Consider the following 16,302-nt stretch of genomic DNA (forward strand, 5'->3'; position numbering starts at 1 on the left):
TCGACCGCACCCACTGACCTGCTGTACAGTCTCTCTCGCAGCCAACGAAAGCAGCACACAGCGGCTCCGCCGCGTGGCTCCGGCTGCGAAACCTGGTCCTGTGGAGCAGTTTGGAGTGCTCGCCACCCTGTCAAGGTGGAGGCCGCGGGTTCAAATCCCGTCAGGACCGCAGTGATACGAAGGCCCGCGCCATACGGTGCGGGCCTTCGTCGTGCCCGGGGGCTGTTTCCCGACCCTGCCCCGCCCCTTCCCGCCGGTGCGGCAGGGCGGCACATGTCAGCCCGGCCGGAGTCTGGGGACACGGGCGAAGCGCGTTCGGGGAAAGGTCGGGGAAGCCCCCTGCAGCGGCCGTTCCAGGCACGTGAGGCGACTCACGCGGCACAGGTGTCACACGCGCCGCAGCCGTGCCCACGGCGTCTTGACGGCGTCATCTGCCACCGGTACCCAGTGCATAGAGGACGGCACACACCGGAGGTGACGTGCATGGCGGCGTCCGCAGCGAGGCAGCACGAGACCAAGGCGCTTCTGCGCGCCCATCTGAAGGCCGCGTCCGGCTATCGGCACCTCACACGGCACTGCCCCATCTGCCACCGCCTCTTGAAGCTCGCCATGGAGCCCTCCGGCGCCCCCGAGTCCGAGGCCGATGGATCCGCATCCGAGTGACCTGAGCGCTCCGGCACGGGAGTTCGCGCGTGGCACGCTCGTCTTTGGCAAGAGGCGTGCAGTGTGACGGGTGTCACCGAACGGGTTTCCCGAACGGGGGAATTTACCCTCTCCCTACAACCGACCAATTTAATATGTGCAATTGCACCACCTTTCGAGCCCTTCCAAACCCCTTCCGGCCACCCTGCCCCCAGGGCCCCGGCCGACCGCCCGCCACCACCTCCCCGGGCACAAAAAAATCGCGCTGGACCCGGCGGAGTCCAGCGCGATCAATGACTGAGGTGTCTGTTGGGGCAGACGCCCGTCATGTGGAGCTATAGGGGGGCTTACCGGGATGGGGGTCCCGGAAATGCCCGATCAAATGGGGTGTTCAGGCCTCGCTGCGCTGCTGCGGAATGCCCGCAAGCAGTGCGCGGACCTCAGCCTCGCGATACCGACGATGTCCACCGAGCGTGCGGATGGACGTGAGCTTGCCGGCCTTCGCCCAGCGGGTCACCGTCTTCGGGTCCACGCGGAACATCGTGGCAACCTCAGCCGGGGTCAGCAGCGGCTCGGCATCAGGGGTGCGAGCGGTCATGAGCGGCCTCCTCGGGAGAACCGAACCTTCTCGGTTCTTTCCTCTAAATTCTGCACCTTGGCCCGCGTTGCCCGAAATGGCAGACGCGGGCCGAGTCGGTTATAGGACGAACGGCTTGTCCTCGGCACTACAACTACACCATCTGTCCAGCCACGTCGGCCAAACCGACGGAATTGCCCTCTGAGGTGTCCAACAGCGGCGGAAGGCCGATGGACCATGTCATAGCGGACAGTCACGTCACAGTGACGATCAGTCACAGAGCGATCAGGAGTCGTCAGACCCCCCGTAGAGTGCAATGCCGAGCATTCCGCCCATAGTTGGACGGAAGGAGCCCTCCCCGGACTCCTTGTCCTATTTTGACACGAGGGTAGGTGATGGGCGCAAGGGCCCAGTAAGTGCCGTCCGTCACGCTTGAGACAAAGGCCCGGATCGGGACCAACGTCCTGGACCGATGGCCTCAGGGAGGCTCAATGGTCCCCAGAAACGCTCAGTTGGCGAACTGAAGGTCCTTCACAGCCCGCCAGCGATCCACAAGACGGGCGTACGCCTCTCCGGCGGCGTCGCCGTCCCCGGCCCGCAGCGCGGCGATCCCCTCGGCAAGATCCGCGGCCGACCGGTCCTCCGCGAGCTGCGGTCCTGTCAGCGCGTGCACCAGGCCGCCGTAGTCCAGCTCGACCAGGGAACGCGGATGGAATTCCTCCAGCCATCGCCCCACATCTACCAGGTCCTCGGTCAGCCGGCCCTCGTCGATCGTCTCCCGCAAGGTCTTCAGTGCGCGCGCCACCCGCCGCCTGGCCTGCACCATCGGCGTCCGGTAGCGCAGCACGGCCGCACCGGGCCCGGCAGGCTCGTACTCGCGCTCGTCGTCCGAGAACAGCGCGAACCAGCGCACCGGCACCTGCCAGACCGACGTCCTGATCCAGGGCCGCGCGTCGGGGTTGTGCTCGCGCCACTGCTCGTAGTCAGCGGCCGCCTGCCCGCGCACCACCGGCGGCAGCACCGCGTCGAGCAGGGGCGCGGGCAGCTGCTCCGCCAGCTCCTCCAGCGCCATCCAGCCGCGCAGCCGGGTCCGCCACGGGCAGACGCAGACCACCCCGTCGACCTCCGTGACGAAGGCGTCGCCGCTCTCGTGGACGGGCACCGGGACCGGCGGTGTGGGCAGCAAGTCGGCGAGCGAACGCCGAAGTTCGTCCTGCGCGGTGGGCGTGCGCTCCCGGCGGGCATAGCGGGCCCAGTGGCTCCGCTCCGGCTCTGGAAAGGCCGCCAGCGGCTCGTACACCCGCAGGTAGGCCGCATACGGGACAAGGACCGAGGACAGCGCTGGCATGGGGCAAATCCTTCCACGCCGGTACTCCGCCAGGGGGTGATCCTCAGCACTGGGTCGGATCTACGCACGCGTAGGACTTACCCTCTGTCCCAACTGGGCCTTCCCCACCCACAGGAAGGTCCGCATCCGCCGCTTCGTACTTGGGAGTCACCACCGTGACCGATGTGACCGACGGCGTCCTGCACACCCTGTTCCGGTCGGACCAGGGCGGCCACGAGCAAGTCGTGCTGTGCCAGGACCGCGCCTCCGGGCTGAAGGCCGTCATCGCCATCCACTCGACCGCCCTGGGCCCTGCCCTCGGCGGCACCCGTTTCTATCCGTACGCCTCCGAGGAAGAGGCCGTCGCCGACGCGCTGAACCTCTCCCGGGGAATGTCGTACAAGAACGCCATGGCCGGGCTCGACCACGGCGGCGGCAAGGCCGTGATCATCGGTGACCCCGAGACGATCAAGACGGAGGAGCTGCTGCTGGCCTACGGCCGGTTCGTGGACTCTCTCGGTGGCCGCTATGTCACCGCCTGCGACGTCGGTACGTATGTCGCGGACATGGACGTCGTGGCTCGCCAGACGCGCTGGGCCACCGGGCGCTCGCCCGAGAACGGCGGCGCCGGCGACTCCTCCGTGCTGACCGCGTACGGCGTCTTCCAGGGCATGCGGGCCTCGGCCCAGCACCTGTGGGGCGACCCGACGCTGCACGGGCGCACGGTGGGCATCGCTGGCGTCGGCAAGGTCGGCCACCACCTGGTCGAGCATCTGCTCCAGGACGGCGCCAATGTGGTGATCACGGATGTGCGCGAGGACTCCGTACGCCGGATTCTCGACAAGCATCCGCAGGTCACCGCTGTCGCGGACACCGACGCGCTGATCCGTACCGCGGGCCTGGACGTCTACGCGCCCTGCGCGCTCGGCGGAGCCCTGAACGACGACTCCGTGCCCGCGCTCACCGCGAAGGTCGTCTGCGGCGCGGCCAACAACCAGCTCGCACACCCGGGCGTGGAGAAGGACATCGCGGACCGCGGGATCCTTTACGCCCCCGACTACGTGGTGAACGCCGGTGGCGTGATCCAGGTCGCCGACGAGCTCCACGGCTTCGACTTCGACCGCTCCAAGGCGAAGGCCGCGAAGATCTTCGACACCACGCTGGCAATATTCGCACGCGCGAAGGCAGACGGTATTCCGCCGGCCGCGGCGGCCGACCGGATCGCCGAACAGCGCATGGCGGAGGCCCGCCGCCGCTGATCCTCGCCGGACCTCGGCCCGCCGTCCTGGGAGACAAGACTCACCCCGGTCGGCGGGTCGACTGCCAAGAAGAGGTTAAAATCGCAGTTGACCAGCGAGGACGGGGCTCCTCGCGGGTTCTGTGAAGTGGCGCGTCATGCGGGCGGCGTACCGTATGGCCGCGGAAGCAGGTACCGTTGAAGCCCTACGGACCGGTCTCTCCACGGAGAGCCCGTTCTGAATCATGAACGCGTGTCAAGACTCTGGGGCCGTCGAGCCCCGTCACCGAGGGGGTCGAGCCATGGGGCGCGGCCGGGCCAAGGCCAAGCAGACAAAGGTCGCCCGCCAGCTGAAGTACAACAGCGGCGGGACTGACCTGTCGCGTCTGGCCAACGAGCTGGGCGCATCGACTTCGAGTCAGCCTCCGAACGGCGAGCCGTTCGAGGACGACGACGAGGAAGACGACCCGTACGCACAGTACGCGGATCTGTACAACGACGACGAGGACGAGGACGACGAGTCCGGTCCGTCGTCGCAACAGCGCCGCGGCGCTTGACGTTGCACTAGACACACCGACCCGGTCCGGGGCTGCCCTCGGACCGGGTTCTGTGCTGTTCAGCTTGCGTACTCACCCGTGAGTTCGGCGCCCGTGGTGCGGTCGCCGCGGTCGGTGATCTCTCCCGCGACCCAGGCGTCGACGCCGCGGTCCGCAAGCGTGGTCAGCGCCACGTCCACCGACTCCTCGGGGACGACGGCGATCATGCCCACGCCCATGTTGAGCGTCTTCTCCAGCTCCAGTCGCTCGACGGCGCCGGCCGTGCCGACGAGATCGAAGACGGCGCCGGGGGTCCAGGTCGACCGGTCGACGACCGCGTGCAGATTGTCCGGGATCACCCGGGCGAGGTTGTTGGCAAGACCGCCGCCGGTGACATGGCTGAAAGCGTGCACCTCGGTGGTCCGGGTGAGCGCCAGGCAGTCCAGCGAGTAGATCTTGGTCGGTTCGAGCAGTTCCTCACCCAGCGTCCGGCCGAACTCCTCGACCTGCTGGTCCAGGGACATCTTCGCCCGGTCGAACAGCACATGACGGACCAGCGAGTACCCGTTGGAGTGAAGGCCCGAAGACGCCATCGCGATGACCGCGTCACCCGTACGGATACGATCCGCGCCCAGCAGACGGTCGGCCTCGACCACGCCCGTACCGGCGCCGGCGACGTCGAAGTCGTCCTCGCCGAGGAGTCCGGGGTGCTCGGCGGTCTCGCCGCCGACCAGAGCGCAGCCCGCCAGGACACAGCCTTCGGCGATGCCCTTGACGATGGCGGCGACCCGCTCGGGGTGAACCTTGCCCACGCAGATGTAGTCGGTCATGAAGAGCGGCTCGGCGCCGCAGACGACCAGGTCGTCGACGACCATGCCGACGAGGTCGTGGCCGATCGAGTCGTACACACCCATCCGGCGGGCAAGATCGACCTTTGTGCCGACGCCGTCGGTGGCGGAGGCGAGCAGCGGGCGCTCGTAGCGCTTGAGGGCGGAGGCGTCGAAGAGACCGGCGAAACCGCCGAGGCCGCCGAGGGCCTCGGGGCGCTGCGTCTTCTTCACCCACTCCTTCATCAGCTCGACGGCGCGGTCGCCCGCTTCGATGTCGACGCCCGCAGCTGCGTAGCTGGCACCGGTGGTCTCGGTCATAGCGATGAGCTTTCGTGTCGTACTGCGGGGTTACGGACGACGGAGCGCGTCGGCGGCATCGGCACCGCCCGCCAGCTCGGTCTCCAGAAGCTGCTTGCCGAGCAGCTCGGGATCGGGAAGATCCATCGGGTACTCGCCGTCGAAGCAGGCTCGGCACAGATTCGGCTTGGCGATGGTGGTCGCCTCGATCATGCCGTCCAGGGAGATGTACGAGAGCGAGTCCGCACCCAGCGAGGTGCCGATCTCCTCGATCGTCATGCCGTTGGCGATCAGCTCGGCCCGGGTGGCGAAGTCGATACCGAAGAAGCAGGGCCACTTCACCGGCGGGGACGAGATCCGGATGTGGACCTCGGCGGCGCCGGCCTCGCGGAGCATCTTGACCAGGGCGCGCTGGGTGTTGCCGCGGACGATCGAGTCGTCGACCACGACCAGGCGCTTGCCCCGGATGACTTCCTTGAGGGGGTTGAGCTTGAGGCGGATGCCCAGCTGGCGGATGGTCTGGGACGGCTGGATGAAGGTGCGGCCGACATAGGCGTTCTTCACCAGGCCGGAGCCGTAGGGGATACCGCTGGCCTCGGCGTAACCGATGGCGGCGGGGGTACCGGACTCCGGTGTCGCTATCACCAGATCGGCCTCGACGGGAGCTTCCTTGGCAAGCCTGCGGCCCATCTCCACACGGGAGAGGTAGACGTTCCGGCCGGCGATGTCGGTGTCGGGGCGGGCCAGGTAGACGTACTCGAAGACACAGCCCTTGGGCTTCGCTTCTGCGAAGCGGGAGGTGCGGATGCCGTTCTCGTCGATGGCGATGAGCTCGCCCGGCTCGATCTCGCGGACATAGCTCGCGCCGCAGATGTCGAGGGCGGCCGACTCACTCGCGACGACCCAGCCGCGGTCGAGGCGGCCGAGGACGAGCGGGCGGATGCCCTGCGGGTCGCGGGCGGCGTACAGGGTGTTCTCGTCCATGAAGACGAGCGAGAAGGCGCCCAGCACCTCCGGCAGCACCTTGGCAGCGGCCGCCTCGATGCTCAGGGCTTTGCCGTCGCCGTCGACCTGGCCCGCGAGGAGCGCGGTGACCAGATCGGTGTCGTTGGTGGCGGCGACCTGGGTGGCCCGGCCGTTCTCCTTGGGGAGAGCCGCGACCATCTCGGCGAGTTGGGCGGTGTTGACCAGGTTTCCGTTGTGGCCGAGCGCGATCGAGCCGTTGGCAGTCGCCCGGAAGGTCGGCTGCGCGTTCTCCCACACGGAGGCGCCCGTGGTCGAGTAGCGGGCGTGACCGACCGCGATATGACCCTTGAGGGAGCCGAGAGAGGTCTCGTCGAAGACCTGGGAGACCAGGCCCATATCCTTGAAGACGAGGATCTGGGAGCCGTTGCTCACCGCGATTCCCGCGGATTCCTGGCCTCGATGTTGGAGGGCGTAGAGCCCGAAGTAAGTGAGCTTCGCGACCTCTTCGCCCGGGGCCCAGACACCGAAGACGCCGCAAGCGTCCTGGGGGCCTTTCTCACCGGGGAGCAGGTCGTGGTTGAGTCGTCCGTCACCACGTGGCACGGCACCGAGTGTAGGCGAGATCGACCACTGGTCCGAATTGGGGATACGCGCCGGGCTTGCGCGAAGGGTGGTCCCCAGTGTTCTTACGCGGTGCCGCCTCTTGGTGACCGGGCGGTCACGCTGGCGCAGCGCCGGCGCGTTGACCTGGTCCGTGTCCTCGGCGAACCTGTCGCCGCGCCGGGCAGGACCCGCACCCCGACGTCGGGAAGGCCTGGTTTCCGTCCGCCGGGCACCCGCTGCAAGGGCGTCAGGGACCAGGTCGGCGTTGCCCTTGTCACACCCGGGCGGGCGTCGCCGTCGCGGCCAGTCCCTTGCCGTTCTCCCCGGTGAGAGCCAGGCTGCGGTACTCGATCTTGTACGTCACCTTGCCGTTCAGGACCTTCAGCAAGTGGCTCTCCACCATCTGCGCCGTGCCGGTGCACATCCTGCGGGTGGTGGCGAGCCGGTCGAAGGTGATGGTGGAGCCGGAGATCTTCGCGGTGCTGGTGAAGGTGTTGCAGCCGAGGCTGCCGCGTACGGAACCGTCCTTGGCGAAGGTCATGTAGGCGTTCTTCTCCGTGCCGGCGGGCATGGAGGACGCGGTGTCGCCGGTCACCAGGGAGTCAACGGTCCACTTGGTGCCCACGAGCGGGGCGGGCTTCTTGGAGCTGAGGGCGATGGAGTCGCCCTTGTCGGTCGTCAACGTGAGCTTCCCGTCGGTGATCTTCGCTGTGAGCTTGCCGGACAAGGCGGTCCGCAGCGTGTCCTCGAAGGCCATGCGGCCCTTGTCGCAGGCCATCTCGGTCTGCACGGCATTGCCCACGGTGATCGTGTCCCCCTCGACCTTCACGTCGGCGCCGAAGCTGTTGCAGCCGTAGCTGCCCTGGGCGCGGCCCTTGGAGGTGATCTCGACATGAGCGCCCTCGGGGGCCAGGGACTTCTTCCCGCCGGTGGTCACGCTGTCGACGGACCAGTGGACGCCGGTCAGGGGCAGATCGGTCGAGACCGACCCGCCGGCGTCGCCGGTGCCGGATCCGGAACCCGTTTCCGTGCCGCAGGCCGCGAGGGCGAGCAGCGCCAGGGCGGTGACTGGGATGCTCAGCTGGTTTCGCATACCGATCTGACGGGGCCACTGTGGCTCTGGTTCCCCGCCTTCCTGCGCCTTCCCCCGCCCTGCCACCGCGCTCAGCCCAGGATCGGGAGCAGCGCGGAGAGATCGGCGCGTTCCCCGCCGGCGCTGACCTTCGCCGCGTCGATCGCCTCGGCCCATCCCGTACGCCCGGTGGCGAGACGGATCCAGGTCAGCGGATCGGTCTCGACGACATTGGGCGGGGTACCCCGGGTGTGCCGCGGGCCCTCGACGCACTGCACTACGGCGAACGGCGGCACCCGTACCTCGGTGGAGGCACCCGGTGCCTTCACCGCGAGCGCGTCTGCGAGCAGCCGGGTACATGTGGCGAGCGCCTGCCGGTCGCAGGGGATGCCGAGCCCGGTGGCATCGTTCAAGTCGTCGGTGTGGACGATGAGTTCGACGGTACGGGTGACCAGGAAGTCGCCGAACCGTATCGCGCCGACGCGGGCGGCGAGGAGCCGGTCGTCGGAGGCGACGGCCAGCAGCTCGGTGAGCCGGGCCGCGGTCCGGGCGTACAGCTCCGGGGGCTCGGCAATCGCCGTGATCTTCTTGGTGTCCTCCGCGACGCTCCCGGCGTGCTTGACCGTCGCGAACGGCCAGTCCAGCAGCTCGACTTCCACTGCTGCGGGCGCCGGGTTCGCGTAGGTCCGGACGACCGTGTCCATCGCCATGGCGATGTGCCCGGCCAGGTCACGTACGGTCCAGTCCCCGAGCCGGGTCGGCAGAGCGAGCTGCTCGGGCGTGAGGGTGCCCACCGCGCGCCGTACATGCTCGAACTGGGCGAGAACTGCGGTCCGGATCTTGGCGGAGTCGTAGCTGCGGGTGCGCTTCTTGGCCGGTGGCATGAGACCGACACTAAAGGGTGGCTATGACAGCCGCAGGTACCGCCAAAACCCCCGCCCGGAAGGACCGGACGGGGGTTACTGAGCCGCTCTGCGTCAGACCAGCAGACCAGGGATGGTCTCCTCGTGAGCCGTACGGAGCTCGCTCAGCGCGATGCTGAACTCGCCCTGCACATCCACCACTGCCTGTGAATCGGACCCGTCCACGACACCGATGCGCGTCACGGGCAGACCCCGCGCCCCGCACATGTCGTTGAAGCGGAGCTCCTCGCTGCGCGGAACGGACACGACGGCACGGCCGGCCGACTCACTGAACAGGAACGTGAAGGCGTCGAGCCCGTCCGGGACGATCAGCCGCGCGCCCGTGCCACCGCGCAGGCACGACTCGACGACCGCCTGGATCAGGCCGCCGTCCGACAGGTCGTGCGCGGCGTCGATCATGCCGTCGCGGGAGGCCGAGATCAGGATCTCGCCGAGCAGCTTCTCCCGGTCCAGGTCCACAGCAGGCGGCAGTCCGCCGAGGTGGTCGTGGATCACCTGGGACCAGGCCGAGCCGCCGAACTCCTCACGCGTGTCGCCGAGCAGGTAGAGGAGCTGGCCCTCTTCCGCGAAGGCGATCGGCGTACGGCGGTTGACGTCGTCGATGACACCGAGGACCGCCACGACGGGCGTCGGGTGGATCGCGACCTCACCCGTCTGGTTGTAGAGGGAGACATTGCCGCCGGTGACCGGGGTGCCGAGCTGGAGGCAGCCGTCCGCGAGACCGCGGGTGGCCTCCGCGAACTGCCACATGACGTCCGGGTCCTCGGGCGAGCCGAAGTTCAGGCAGTCGGAGACGGCGAGCGGCCGGGCCCCGGAGGCGGCGACATTGCGGTACGCCTCGGCCAGCGCGAGCTGGGCGCCCGTGTAGGGGTCGAGCTTGGCGTACCGGCCGTTGCCGTCGGTCGCCATGGCCACGCCCAGGTTCGACTCCGCGTCGATCCGGATCATGCCCGCGTCCTCGGGCTGGGCCAGCACGGTGTTGCCCTGCACGAAACGGTCGTACTGATCCGTGATCCAGGACTTCGACGCCTGGTTGGGCGACGCGACCAGTTTGAGGACCTGCTCCCGCAGCTCCTCGGAGGTCGCCGGCCGGGGCAGCTTGTTCGCGTCGTCGGCCTGGAGCGCGTCCTGCCACTGCGGACGGGCGTAGGGACGGTGGTACGTCGGGCCCTCGTGCGCGACGGACCGCGGGGGTACGTCGACGATCTGCTCACCGTGCCAGAAGATCTCCAGCCGCTCGCCCTCGGTCACCTCACCGATGACGGTGGCGATGACGTCCCACTTCTCGCAGATCTCCATGAAGCGGTCGACCTTGCCGGGCTCGACGATCGCGCACATGCGCTCCTGCGACTCGCTCATGAGGATCTCCTCGGGCGAGAGGGTCGCATCACGCAGCGGGACGGTGTCGAGTTCGACGCGCATACCGCCCGAACCGGCGCTCGCCAGCTCGGAGGTGGCGCAGGACAGACCTGCGCCGCCGAGGTCCTGGATGCCCGCGACCAGCTGCTCCTTGAAGATCTCGAGCGTGCACTCGATGAGGAGCTTCTCCTGGAAGGGGTCGCCGACCTGGACGGCGGGGCGCTTGGCGGGACCGGTCGACTCGAAGGTCTCCGACGCCAGGACGGACACGCCGCCGATGCCGTCGCCGCCCGTGCGGGCGCCGTACAGGATGACCTTGTTGCCGGGGCCGGACGCCTGCGCGAGGTGGATGTCCTCGTGCTTCATCACGCCGATGCAGCCCGCGTTGACCAGCGGATTGCCCTGGTAGCACTCGTCGAAGACGACCTCGCCGCCGATGTTCGGCAGGCCCAGGCAGTTGCCGTAGCCGCCGATGCCCGCGACGACGCCCGGCAGGACGCGCTTGGTGTCGGGGTGGTCGGCGGCGCCGAAGCGCAGCGGGTCGACGACCGCGACCGGGCGGGCGCCCATCGCGAGGATGTCGCGGACGATGCCGCCGACACCGGTGGCCGCGCCCTGGTAGGGCTCGATGTAGCTCGGGTGGTTGTGCGACTCGACCTTGAAGGTGACCGCGTAGCCCTGTCCGACGTCGACGACACCGGCGTTCTCGCCGATGCCTACGAGCATGGCGTCGCTCTCGGGCTTCTTCTCGCTGAACTGCTTCAGGTGGACCTTGCTGCTCTTGTACGAGCAGTGCTCGGACCACATGACGGAGTACATGGCGAGCTCGGCGCCGGTGGGCCGGCGGCCGAGGATCTCGCGGATGCGCTCGTACTCGTCCTGCTTGAGGCCGAGTTCCTTCCAGGGCTGCTCGACGTCCGGGGTCCCGGCCGCGTGCTTGACCGTATCCAGGCTCATGGGTTGACCAGCTTCTTGAGGATCGAGGTGAAGAAACCGAGGCCGTCGGTGCGGCCCGTGCCGATGAGGGGCTCGACGGCGTGCTCCGGGTGCGGCATCAGGCCCACGACATTGCCGGCGGCGTTGGTGATGCCCGCGATGTCACGGAGCGAGCCGTTCGGATTGAAGTCGAGATAGCGGAAGGCGACCCGGCCCTCGGCCTCCAGCTCGTCGAGCACGCGCTCGTCGGCGACGTACCGCCCGTCCATGTTCTTGAGCGGGATCTGGATCTCCTGGCCCTCGGTGTAGTCCGCGGTCCAGGCCGTCCGGCTCGTCTCCACCCGCAGCTTCTGCTCACGGCAGATGAAGTGCAGATGGTTGTTCCGGAGCATGGCGCCCGGCAGCAGATGCGATTCGGTGAGGATCTGGAAGCCGTTGCAGATTCCGAGAACCGGCATGCCCGCCCGGGCCTGGTCGATGATCGTCTCCATCACCGGCGAGAACCGGGAGATGGCTCCGGCGCGCAGATAGTCGCCGTAGGAGAAACCTCCGGCGAGGACCACGGCGTCGACCTGCTTGAGGTCCTTGTCGCGGTGCCAGAGCGAGACGGGCTCGGCGCCCGCGAGGCGGACGGCGCGCAGGCTGTCCTGGTCGTCGAGCGTGCCGGGGAAAGTGACGACTCCGATACGAGCGGTCACGATTCCACCTTTACGACGAAGTCCTCGATGACGGTGTTGGCGAGGAACGTTTCGGCCATCTCATGGATGCGGGCGAGGACGGCCTCGTCGACCGGCCCCTCCACCTCCAGCTCGAAACGCTTTCCCTGACGTACGTCCGCGATTCCGTCGAATCCGAGACGCGGCAGTGCACGCTGTACTGCCTGTCCCTGGGGGTCGAGGATCTCGGGCTTGAGCATGACGTCGACTACGACGCGTGCCACGGGCACTCCCGGTGGTGTGTTGCGAGGGCGGTTCCCTCAGCGTACCCGCCCGAAAAATCTACGCGGGTAGATATCCGGAGAACGCCCAGGGAAAATCCCGGGAAAGAATCCCGAACGCCATTGCATCGGACACGCGCATGTAATTGGCTGGGCTTCACAATGCAGTGCGGACCGCTGTACAAAGGAATACAGAGGAAAGCATCATTGCCCCTCATCAGCCGGAAACCCGGTATCACCGCATGCGGGCACGCATGTCAGAACCGGTGATACCGCAGGAAAGGACCGATATCCGTGGCTCAGCGAGTAGTGGTCACGCTCTCCGACGACATCGACGGCGGAGAAGCGGCGGAAACGGTCGCGTTCGCACTGGACGGTAAGTCGTACGAGATCGACCTCAATCCCTCCAATGCAAAGAAACTGCGCAAGGCCTTGGCTCCCTACGTGGCGGCAGGCCGTAAGCGGACAAACACCGGGAAGCGTGACAAGTCCCGTGTCTCCTACCGGCACACGTCGGTCGAGCCCGCCCCGGCGGCCGTACGGGCCTGGGCCCAGTCCAACAAGATGGACGTGCCGGCCCGCGGACGGATCCCCAAGGCGGTCTACGAGGCTTTCCGCGCGGCCAGTTGAGAGGCCGGCCGAGAGCGCTCGCCGATCCGAGTTGCACGGCACCCCCGCTGTTCGGCTAGAGTCTGGAGCACGCCGAGGGGCGAGGCCGCAGGGCCCGACCCCGCGCAGCGTGCGGGTGTAGTTCAGTAGCAGAACATCCCCCTTCCAGGGGGAAGGCGCAGTGTGCAATTCCTGTCACCCGCTCTGCATCGCTTTACCGGTCGCGGTCATGGATCAGGTAGGGTGGTGGACGCACCGCCCAGTGAGAGCTGAGCGGCAGCAATGCGGACGTGGCTCAGTTGGTAGAGCATCACCTTGCCAAGGTGAGGGTCGCGAGTTCGAATCTCGTCGTCCGCTCAGAGTGAAGGCCCTGGTCGATATGACCGGGGCCTTCTTCGTGTACGCCCTTCGTATGCGTCCCTCGTATGTGCCCACGTCCGCATCGGTCCCGATGACATGCGTCATGAACAGCGGTGACAGCCCGCACTGCCGGGCGGGCCCCGCCGGCCCAAGCCTTGAGTCATGACCACAGACCACTACGCCATCGAGGCCGAGGAGCTGCGGCGGACCTACGCCGGCGGCTTCGAGGCAGTAACCGGGATCTCCTTCTCCGTGGCGCGCGGCGAGATCTTCGCCCTGCTCGGGACCAATGGCGCGGGCAAGACCTCCACGGTCGAGCTGCTCGAAGGGCTCACCGCCCCTGACGGTGGGCAGGTGCGCGTCCTCGGCCACGACCCGTACCGCGAGCGCGCCGTCGTCCGGCCGCGGACGGGCGTGATGCTGCAGGACGGAGGCTTCCCTTCCGATCTGACGGCCGCCGAGACGGTGCGGATGTGGGCGGGCTGCACCAGCGGGGCGCGGCCCGTCGCCGAGGCGCTGGAGCTGGTGGGACTCGGGGACCGCGCCGGAGTGCGCGTCAAGCAGCTGTCGGGCGGCGAGCGGCGACGTCTCGATCTGGCGCTGGCCGTGCTCGGCCGGCCTGAGATCCTCTTCCTCGACGAACCGACGACAGGTCTTGACGCGGAAGGGCGGCGCGACACCTGGGAGTTGGTAGGGGCGCTGCGGGAGGGCGGCACCACCGTGCTGCTGACGACCCACTACATGGAGGAGGCCGAGTTCCTGGCCGACCGACTGGCGATCATGCATCGGGGGCGGATCGTGAGCACGGGCACCCCGGCCGAGGTAACGGCGGCCCGCCCCGCGCGCATCCGATTCGTCCTGCCCGAGGGGGTGACGGCTGGACGGCTGCCGCTCTCACTGCGGGCGGCGGCGAACGGCCGGCGGATCGAGATCCGTACGCATGAGCTGCAGGACACGCTCGGCGAACTGCTGCGCTGGGCCCGGGATTCGGACCTGAGGCTGGAAGGGCTCGATGCCCGCTCGGCCTCGCTCGAAGAGGCCTTCCTCGACATCGCCCAGGACAGCGCGCGGACAGAATCGGCAGGTGTGTGACATGACGGCGACGGCCGGACGGCTGGCCGCTCTCGGGCGGGCCGAACTGACGCTTCTCGTGCGGAACCGGACCGCGCTGTTTGTGGCGCTGCTGATGCCCGCGCTGATGGTGGCGCCCATCAAATCTACGCTGGACCAGCTCGACCTCGACAAGGCGGGGATGACCGTCGCCGGGACGGCGATGACCAGCGGGATCGGGATGGTGCTCGTCCTGGTCGTCCATCTCAACCTCGTCTCGGCCTATGTGGCCCGGCGCGAGGAGCTGGTACTCAAGCGGCTGCGTACGGGGGAGGTGCCGGACCGCGAGATCCTCGCCGGGACGGCGCTGCCCGCCACCGGTCTCGCGCTCGCGCAGTGTGTGCTGATCGTGGTGGCGGGGGTCGCGTTCCTGGGTGTGGGGACGCCGGAGCGGCCTGAGCTACTGGTTCTGGGCGTGCTGCTGGGGATGGTGCTGCTGGCCGCGCTGGCGGCGGTCACGTCCGCTGTGACCGCCACCGTGGAGAGTGCGCAGATCACCACGCTGCCGATGTTCGTGACCTCGTTCATGGGCTCCGGCCTGTTCATACCGCTGGACGTGCTGCCGCAAAACGTCGCGTCGGTGTGCGAACTGCTGCCGGTGACCGGGGTGATGACGCTCGTGCGGGCCGGATGGCTGGGCGGTGTCGACACGCCTGACGTGCTGAGAGCCGCGTTGACAGCTCTGGCCTGGACGGCACTCTCGGTGTTTGCTGTGCAGCGGTGGTTCCGCTGGGAGCCCCGCCGCTGACTTCGGGGGTGTGTGGGTGCGGGTGAAGGGCTGGAGCGGCCGCAGCGGACTGGCCAAGGTGGACCTGTACACGCGCGGCACGATCCATCTGATCGTGTGGCTGGGCGTCATCGGGCTCACTCTTCCGGTGCTGAGCCGGCCCGTGCGCGAGAAGGAGCAGCTGGCCCTGGTCGTGACCGCGCTGCTGCTCATCCTCACGGAAGGTGTCCTTTGCGGACGTCTTGCCCGGTACGCGATGAACGCCTACCTGGGGCAGGGGCAGGTGCCCCCGCGGTTGCTCGGACGGGCGGCGGCGGTGACGGTCGCGTCGGTGTCCGCAGTGGTGATGCTGTCGGTGACGGTCGATCTGACCGGACTGCTGCCGACGATGCTGGCGGCGTCACTCGTGCCGTTCCTCACCGTGCACTGTCTGCTCGTACGCAATCGGATCACGGCCCTGATCCAGCTGGTGGTGCTCGTCCTGCTGTGCCCCCTGGCCCTGCTGACCGGCCGCCCGGCCGCCGAGGCGGCGTTCACCGTCGTGGCCGTCGGCTTTGTCACCGGGTGGATGGCGTTCACGGCCCGGGCGTCGATGTGGGTACTGGCCGTGATGTGGGAGCTGCGCGAGGCGCGTGACGTACAGGCGCGGCTCGCGGTCGCCGAGGAAAGGCTGCGCTTCGGCCGCGATCTGCACGACGTACTGGGCCGGAACCTCGCCGTCATCGCGCTCAAGAGCGAGCTGGCGGTACAGCTGGCCCGGCGCGAACGGGCGGAGGCGGTGGACCAGATGAGCGAGGTCCAGCGCATCGCACAGGAATCGCAGCGAGAGGTACGGGACGTGGTGCGCGGCTACCGCGAGGCGGACCTGCGGGTGGAACTGGAGGGCGCTCGGGGTGTGTTGTCCGCGGCGGGAATCGCCTGCACCGTCGATGCGGGGGACGGGGAGCTGCCCGGCGATGTCCAGTCGGCGCTGGGATGGGTGGTCCGGGAGGCCGCGACGAACGTGCTGCGGCACGGCGACGCGCGGCGCTGCACGATCTCGGTGCGTGCCGAGGACGACGCGGTGGTGCTGGTGATCGAGAACGACGGGGCGGCCGGGAAAGGGTCCGGCACCGCCGGCTCGGGGCTCGCGGGCCTGCGGGAGAGGCTCTTCGCCGTGGACGGCACGCTGGAGGCGGGCCCGTCCCGGGGCGGACACTTCCGTGTGACGGCCCGCGTTCCCGTTGCCGACGACACGAAGGAGGCGGTGTGACC

The 16,302-nt window shown here is 68.5% G+C and carries 16 protein-coding genes and 3 tRNA genes; 10 read left to right on the forward strand and 9 right to left on the reverse strand.

What is annotated here, in order from left to right; genetic code table 11:
* The first annotated feature begins 94 nt into the window (after nucleotides 1-94).
* Both FBY35_RS35620 and FBY35_RS35625 read left to right on the forward strand, forming a co-directional pair.
* Nucleotides 95-169 (forward strand) — tRNA-Asp (locus tag FBY35_RS35620).
* Nucleotides 170-483: 314 nt separating this feature from the next.
* Nucleotides 484-663, forward strand: coding sequence for a DUF6274 family protein (locus FBY35_RS35625; RefSeq protein WP_142217996.1), 180 nt, complete (start codon nucleotides 484-486; stop codon nucleotides 661-663).
* A 370-nt stretch (nucleotides 664-1,033) separates the two neighbouring features.
* Here FBY35_RS35625 and bldC read toward each other — a convergent pair whose 3' ends face one another.
* Both bldC and FBY35_RS35635 read right to left on the reverse strand, forming a co-directional pair.
* Entirely contained in the window at nucleotides 1,034-1,240 is a 207-nt protein-coding gene (gene bldC, locus FBY35_RS35630) for a developmental transcriptional regulator BldC (protein ID WP_003949541.1), read from the reverse strand.
* 487 nt (nucleotides 1,241-1,727) lie between these two features.
* Nucleotides 1,728-2,567 carry a hypothetical protein gene (locus FBY35_RS35635; protein WP_142217997.1) on the reverse strand — a complete coding sequence of 280 codons (840 nt, stop codon included), beginning with the start codon at nucleotides 2,565-2,567 and terminating at the stop codon, nucleotides 1,728-1,730.
* A gap of 155 nt (nucleotides 2,568-2,722) precedes the next feature.
* On the opposite strand from FBY35_RS35635, the gene FBY35_RS35640 reads away from it, so the two are divergent.
* On the forward strand, nucleotides 2,723-3,805 hold the full coding sequence (locus FBY35_RS35640; RefSeq protein WP_142217998.1) for a Glu/Leu/Phe/Val dehydrogenase dimerization domain-containing protein: 1,083 nt from the start codon (nucleotides 2,723-2,725) through the stop codon (nucleotides 3,803-3,805).
* Between the two features lie 280 nt (nucleotides 3,806-4,085).
* Entirely contained in the window at nucleotides 4,086-4,340 is a 255-nt protein-coding gene (locus FBY35_RS35645) for a DUF3073 domain-containing protein (RefSeq protein ID WP_005315345.1), read from the forward strand.
* A gap of 59 nt (nucleotides 4,341-4,399) precedes the next feature.
* Here the strand turns inward: FBY35_RS35645 and purM are convergent, their stop codons facing one another.
* The 7 genes from purM to purS all read right to left on the reverse strand — a co-directional run bounded on the left by purM (nucleotide 4,400) and on the right by purS (nucleotide 12,245).
* Nucleotides 4,400-5,467, reverse strand: coding sequence for a phosphoribosylformylglycinamidine cyclo-ligase (gene purM, locus FBY35_RS35650; protein ID WP_142217999.1), 1,068 nt, complete (start codon nucleotides 5,465-5,467; stop codon nucleotides 4,400-4,402).
* 30 nt (nucleotides 5,468-5,497) lie between these two features.
* The gene (gene purF / locus FBY35_RS35655) at nucleotides 5,498-7,015 is read right to left on the reverse strand and encodes an amidophosphoribosyltransferase (RefSeq protein WP_142218000.1); all 1,518 of its coding nucleotides are present in this window, start codon (nucleotides 7,013-7,015) and stop codon (nucleotides 5,498-5,500) included.
* Nucleotides 7,016-7,289: 274 nt separating this feature from the next.
* Nucleotides 7,290-8,108, reverse strand: coding sequence for an META domain-containing protein (locus FBY35_RS35660; RefSeq protein WP_142218001.1), 819 nt, complete (start codon nucleotides 8,106-8,108; stop codon nucleotides 7,290-7,292).
* Between the two features lie 71 nt (nucleotides 8,109-8,179).
* Nucleotides 8,180-8,971: a maleylpyruvate isomerase family mycothiol-dependent enzyme gene (locus FBY35_RS35665; RefSeq protein WP_142218002.1), complete on the reverse strand. Its 792-nt coding sequence runs from the start codon at nucleotides 8,969-8,971 to the stop codon at nucleotides 8,180-8,182.
* Nucleotides 8,972-9,064: 93 nt separating this feature from the next.
* Complete coding sequence (gene purL / locus FBY35_RS35670) at nucleotides 9,065-11,326, reverse strand: phosphoribosylformylglycinamidine synthase subunit PurL (protein ID WP_142218003.1); 2,262 nt, start codon at nucleotides 11,324-11,326, stop codon at nucleotides 9,065-9,067.
* On the reverse strand, nucleotides 11,323-12,003 hold the full coding sequence (purQ, locus tag FBY35_RS35675) for a phosphoribosylformylglycinamidine synthase subunit PurQ (RefSeq protein ID WP_142218004.1): 681 nt from the start codon (nucleotides 12,001-12,003) through the stop codon (nucleotides 11,323-11,325). The genes purL and purQ overlap by 4 nt, the downstream gene beginning before the upstream one ends.
* Nucleotides 12,000-12,245, reverse strand: a complete 246-nt coding sequence (gene purS, locus FBY35_RS35680; protein ID WP_142218005.1) for a phosphoribosylformylglycinamidine synthase subunit PurS — start codon at nucleotides 12,243-12,245, stop codon at nucleotides 12,000-12,002. Before purS ends, purQ begins: the two co-directional genes overlap by 4 nt.
* 291 nt (nucleotides 12,246-12,536) lie before the next feature.
* Between purS and FBY35_RS35690 the strand changes: the two genes are divergently transcribed.
* The 6 genes from FBY35_RS35690 to FBY35_RS35715 all read left to right on the forward strand — a co-directional run bounded on the left by FBY35_RS35690 (nucleotide 12,537) and on the right by FBY35_RS35715 (nucleotide 16,300).
* Complete coding sequence (locus FBY35_RS35690) at nucleotides 12,537-12,872, forward strand: Lsr2 family protein (protein ID WP_186357138.1); 336 nt, start codon at nucleotides 12,537-12,539, stop codon at nucleotides 12,870-12,872.
* A 111-nt stretch (nucleotides 12,873-12,983) separates the two neighbouring features.
* A tRNA-Gly gene (locus FBY35_RS35695) sits at nucleotides 12,984-13,055 on the forward strand.
* An 80-nt stretch (nucleotides 13,056-13,135) separates the two neighbouring features.
* Nucleotides 13,136-13,208, forward strand: a tRNA-Gly gene (locus tag FBY35_RS35700).
* A gap of 165 nt (nucleotides 13,209-13,373) precedes the next feature.
* Nucleotides 13,374-14,303, forward strand: a complete 930-nt coding sequence (locus tag FBY35_RS35705) for an ABC transporter ATP-binding protein (RefSeq protein WP_142218006.1) — start codon at nucleotides 13,374-13,376, stop codon at nucleotides 14,301-14,303.
* Between the two features lies 1 nt (nucleotide 14,304).
* Nucleotides 14,305-15,069, forward strand: coding sequence for an ABC transporter permease (locus FBY35_RS35710; RefSeq protein WP_142218007.1), 765 nt, complete (start codon nucleotides 14,305-14,307; stop codon nucleotides 15,067-15,069).
* A gap of 16 nt (nucleotides 15,070-15,085) precedes the next feature.
* Nucleotides 15,086-16,300 carry a sensor histidine kinase gene (locus tag FBY35_RS35715; protein ID WP_260848928.1) on the forward strand — a complete coding sequence of 405 codons (1,215 nt, stop codon included), beginning with the start codon at nucleotides 15,086-15,088 and terminating at the stop codon, nucleotides 16,298-16,300.
* The last annotated feature ends 2 nt before the right edge of the window (nucleotides 16,301-16,302 follow it).

It is taken from the genome of Streptomyces sp. SLBN-118 (assembly GCF_006715635.1).
Lineage (GTDB): Bacteria > Actinomycetota > Actinomycetes > Streptomycetales > Streptomycetaceae > Streptomyces.